The sequence below is a fragment of the Pseudoxanthobacter sp. genome, from assembly GCF_036822375.1.
Classification (GTDB): Bacteria; Pseudomonadota; Alphaproteobacteria; order Rhizobiales; family Segnochrobactraceae; genus Pseudoxanthobacter.
In genome coordinates, this window is the sequence record NZ_DAISHT010000283.1 from 1 (window position 1) to 3,631 (window position 3,631).

Below are 3,631 nucleotides of genomic sequence, written 5' to 3' on the forward strand. Positions count from 1 at the left end.
CGGGTGGCGGTGTCTGATCGCCATGGCATCGGGTCGTTGGTGGTGCACGATACAGGCCCGCGGTTTGCCGTGGCGCTCGCCGCACCTTCCGGGCGGGGCGGCTGGTTTTGTCCGTACGACAGTCATCCGCCGATACAGGCGCGGTCGCAGATGGCCGGCGGGTCCAGACGCGCCGGGTCACGAGGTGCTTCGTGCTTACGGGCCGATCGTCATCCTTTGTCCGGTGCCGGTTGCGCGCAGGGGGTGGAACGCCTTGCCGGGCCGATCTCGGCTTTGCCGATGGCGATTCTGACAGGCTGGCGTGGTTGCCGCCCCGCTTCGTGCGGGCATTGCCGGCATTCTCCGGTCTTGCGGGCTCCGGTCTTGCAGGCTCCGGTTTCGCGGGCGACCGGCCGGCGCGCGGCTTCGGACCCGACAGGCGCCTGACCGACGCGAATTGCGGCTGGCTTGCGGGCGGGAGGGCCTGTCCGGTGTTGCCGCTTTCCGGGTGAGAAGCGCCGGACCGCCGGGCCCCGGTCGGCGGCGGACCCGGCGGCGCGTCTATAGCGGGAGAAACGGGGCATCGTGCCGGGTGGGGGCTGTGGCCGCGCCCTGCCGGGCGCCCGATGCGACGTCGGGCCTGGCAGGCCCGGCGGACGGCGGCGCGCACCGGGTTTCCGGAAAGCTCGCTTCGCGGAGGCGCGGTCTTCAAAAGAGCGACCGGCCGGTCCTATATAGCGGGCTGTGCAACAACGGCCGGCGCGGCGCGGCAGCGCCGGCGGGCAAGCGACTGGCGGGTTTCATGAAGAAGATCGGGTTCCTGTCCTTCGGCCACTGGACGCCGTCCCCGCACTCGGCCACGCGCACGGCGGGCGATGCGCTGCTGCAATCGATCGAGCTTGCGGTGGCGGCGGAAGAACTGGGGGCCGATGGCGCCTATTTCCGCGTGCACCATTTCGCCCGCCAGCTCGCCTCGCCGTTTCCGCTGCTCGCTGCAGCGGGCGCGCGCACCCGGCATATCGAGATCGGTACCGCGGTGATCGACATGCGCTACGAGAATCCGCTCTACATGGCGGAGGACGCGGGCGCGGCCGATCTCATCGCCGGCGGCCGGCTGCAGCTTGGCATCAGCCGCGGTTCGCCGGAACAGGTCATCGACGGCTGGCGCCACTTCGGCTATGCGCCGCCGGAAGGCCAGAGCGATGCCGACATGGGCCGCCGCCATGCGGAAGCGTTTCTGGCCGTGCTGAAGGGCGAGGGTTTCGCGCGGCCCAACCCGCGGCCGATGTTTCCCAACCCGCCGGGCCTGCTGCGCGTGGAGCCCTATTCGGAGGGGCTGCGCGAGCGCATCTGGTGGGGTGCGGGTTCCAACGCCACGGCCGAATGGGCGGCGCGCATGGGCATGAACCTGCAGAGCTCGACCCTGAAGGACGATGAGACCGGCGAGCCGTTCCACATTCAGCAGGCCCGCCAGATCCGCGCCTATCGCGCCGCATGGCAGGCGGCCGGCCACACACGCACGCCGCGCGTCTCCGTCAGCCGCAGCATCTTCGCGCTCGTCAACGATCTCGACCGCGCCTATTTCGGCCGCGACAGCGATGCGCAGGACCAGATCGGCTTCATCGACGAGAACACCCGGGCGATTTTCGGCCGCGGCTATGCCGCCGAACCGGACGTGCTGGTGGAAGAGCTGCGGCGCGACGAGGCCATTGCGGAAGCCGATACCCTGCTTCTGACCGTGCCTAACCAGCTCGGCGTCGAATACAACGCCCATGTGATCGAGGCGATCCTGACCCACGTCGCCCCCGCGCTCGGCTGGCGCTGAGCCGGCCGGCGCTGCCGCGACGGCGGCCCGGGCGGCCGCCATCGCGAGGCTCGGTTTCTCACGGCCGGGGGGCCGTCGGCCGGCACATCCGCGGACCGCTATACCCGCTCCAGCGCCACCGCGATGCCCTGACCCACGCCGATGCACATGGCGCAGAGCGCGCGCCGGCCGCCGCCGAGGCTGAGTTCCAGAGCCGCCGTGCCGGTGATGCGCGCCCCCGACATGCCCAGCGGATGGCCGAGCGCAATGGCGCCGCCGTTGGGGTTGACCCGGGCATCGTCGTCGGCAAGGCCGAGATCGCGCAGTGTCGCGAGCGCCTGCGAAGCGAAGGCCTCGTTGAGTTCGATCACGTCGAAACCGGCGACGGTCAGCCCCAGCCGGGCCATCAGCCGGCGGGCGGCCGGCGCCGGGCCGATGCCCATGATGCGCGGCGGCACGCCGGCCGCCGCGCCGCCCAGCACGCGGGCAACCGGGGTGAGGCCGTGCCGGCGCGCGCCGGCCTCCGAGGCGAGGATGAGGGCGGCCGCGCCGTCGTTGACGCCGGAAGCGTTGCCCGCCGTCACCGTGCCGCCCCGGCGGAACGGCGCGGGCAGCGCGGCGAGGGCTTGCGGAGTGGTGGCGCGCGGATGCTCGTCGACCTCTACCGCCGCCGGATCGCCCTTGCGCCGGGCGACGGAAACCGGCGCGATTTCGCGCGCAAACCGGCCGCTTTGCTGCGCGGCCGCCGCCTTTGCCTGCGAGCGCACGGCGAAGGCATCCTGATCGGCGCGGCCGATCCGGAAATCTTCCGCCACGTTCTCGGCGGTCTCCGGCATGGAATCGACGCCATACTGGGCCTTCATCAGCGGGTTGACGAAGCGCCAGCCGATGGTCGTGTCGTGAATTTCGGCCCGGCGCGAAAAGGCGCCCTCCGCTTTGGGCAGCACGAACGGGGCGCGGCTCATGCTTTCAACGCCGCCGGCGATCATCAGGTCGGCCTCTCCGGCGCGGATGGTGCGGGCGGCGAGGATCACCGCATCCATGCCCGATCCGCACAGGCGGTTGATCGTGGTGCCGGAAACGGAAACCGGCAGCCCGGCCAGCAGCAGCGCCATGCGCGCCACGTTGCGGTTATCCTCGCCGGCCTGATTGGCGCAGCCGAGGATGACGTCATCCACGGCCTCCCAGTCTACCGCGGGGTTGCGGGCCTGAAGGGCGGCGAGCGGCACGGCGCCGAGATCGTCGGCCCGCACCGTGGCGAGGGCGCCGCCGAAGCGGCCGATCGGCGTGCGGATATAGTCGCAGACAAAGACGTCGGTCATTGCACGGTCTCCGGCACGATCAGGTCGCCGACAGCGGCGGGTATCACAAGGTCTGCGCCGGTCTGCGCCTGCAGGTCTTCCACCGACAGCGAGGGCAGCTTTTCGCGCAGCACGAAACGGCCGTTCTCGATGTCGATCACGGCCAGCGAGGAATAGATGCGGGTCACGCAGCCGACGCCGGTGAGCGGCAGGGTGCAGCGCTGCACCAGCTTGGGCCGGCCGTCGCGGGTGACGTGGTCGGTCATCACCGCCACCCGGCGGGCGCCATGCACCAGATCCATGGCGCCGCCCACGGCGGGCACGCCCCGCGGGCCGGTGGACCAGTTGGCAAGGTCGCCGCTCTCGGCCACCTCGTAGGCACCGAGGATGGCGACATCCAGATGGCCGCCGCGCACCATGGCGAAGCTGTCGGCGTGGTGGAAGAAGGCCGTGCCGGGCCGCAGCGTCACCGCCTTTTTGCCGGCACTGATGAGATCCCAGTCTTCCAGGCCCGGCTCCGGGGCCTCGCCGAAGCCGAGGATGCCGT

Annotated in this window: 3 protein-coding genes; 1 reads left to right on the forward strand and 2 read right to left on the reverse strand. The window is 71.3% G+C overall.

Going from position 1 to position 3,631, the window contains the following annotated elements:
* Window positions 1-781 precede the first annotated feature (781 nt).
* On the forward strand, window positions 782-1,804 hold the full coding sequence (locus tag V7067_RS16475; RefSeq protein WP_334176980.1) for an LLM class flavin-dependent oxidoreductase: 1,023 nt from the start codon (window positions 782-784) through the stop codon (window positions 1,802-1,804).
* A 98-nt stretch (window positions 1,805-1,902) separates the two neighbouring features.
* On the opposite strand, the gene pcaF is transcribed toward V7067_RS16475, so the two are convergent.
* A complete protein-coding gene (pcaF, locus tag V7067_RS16480) occupies window positions 1,903-3,105 on the reverse strand; it encodes a 3-oxoadipyl-CoA thiolase (RefSeq protein WP_334176981.1) in 1,203 nt (400 codons plus the stop codon).
* On the reverse strand, window positions 3,102-3,631 hold a 530-nt coding region (locus V7067_RS16485; protein ID WP_334176982.1), incomplete at its 5' end, for a CoA-transferase. The genes pcaF and V7067_RS16485, both read right to left, overlap by 4 nt.

What these genes read in the sequence shown, in the direction of transcription:
- V7067_RS16475 (WP_334176980.1), top strand. Translation starts at nt 782, where the DNA reads ATGAAGAAGATCGGGTTCCTGTCCTTCGGCCACTGGACGCCGTCCCCG.
- pcaF (WP_334176981.1), bottom strand. Translation starts at nt 3,105, where the DNA reads ATGACCGACGTCTTTGTCTGCGACTATATCCGCACGCCGATCGGCCGC.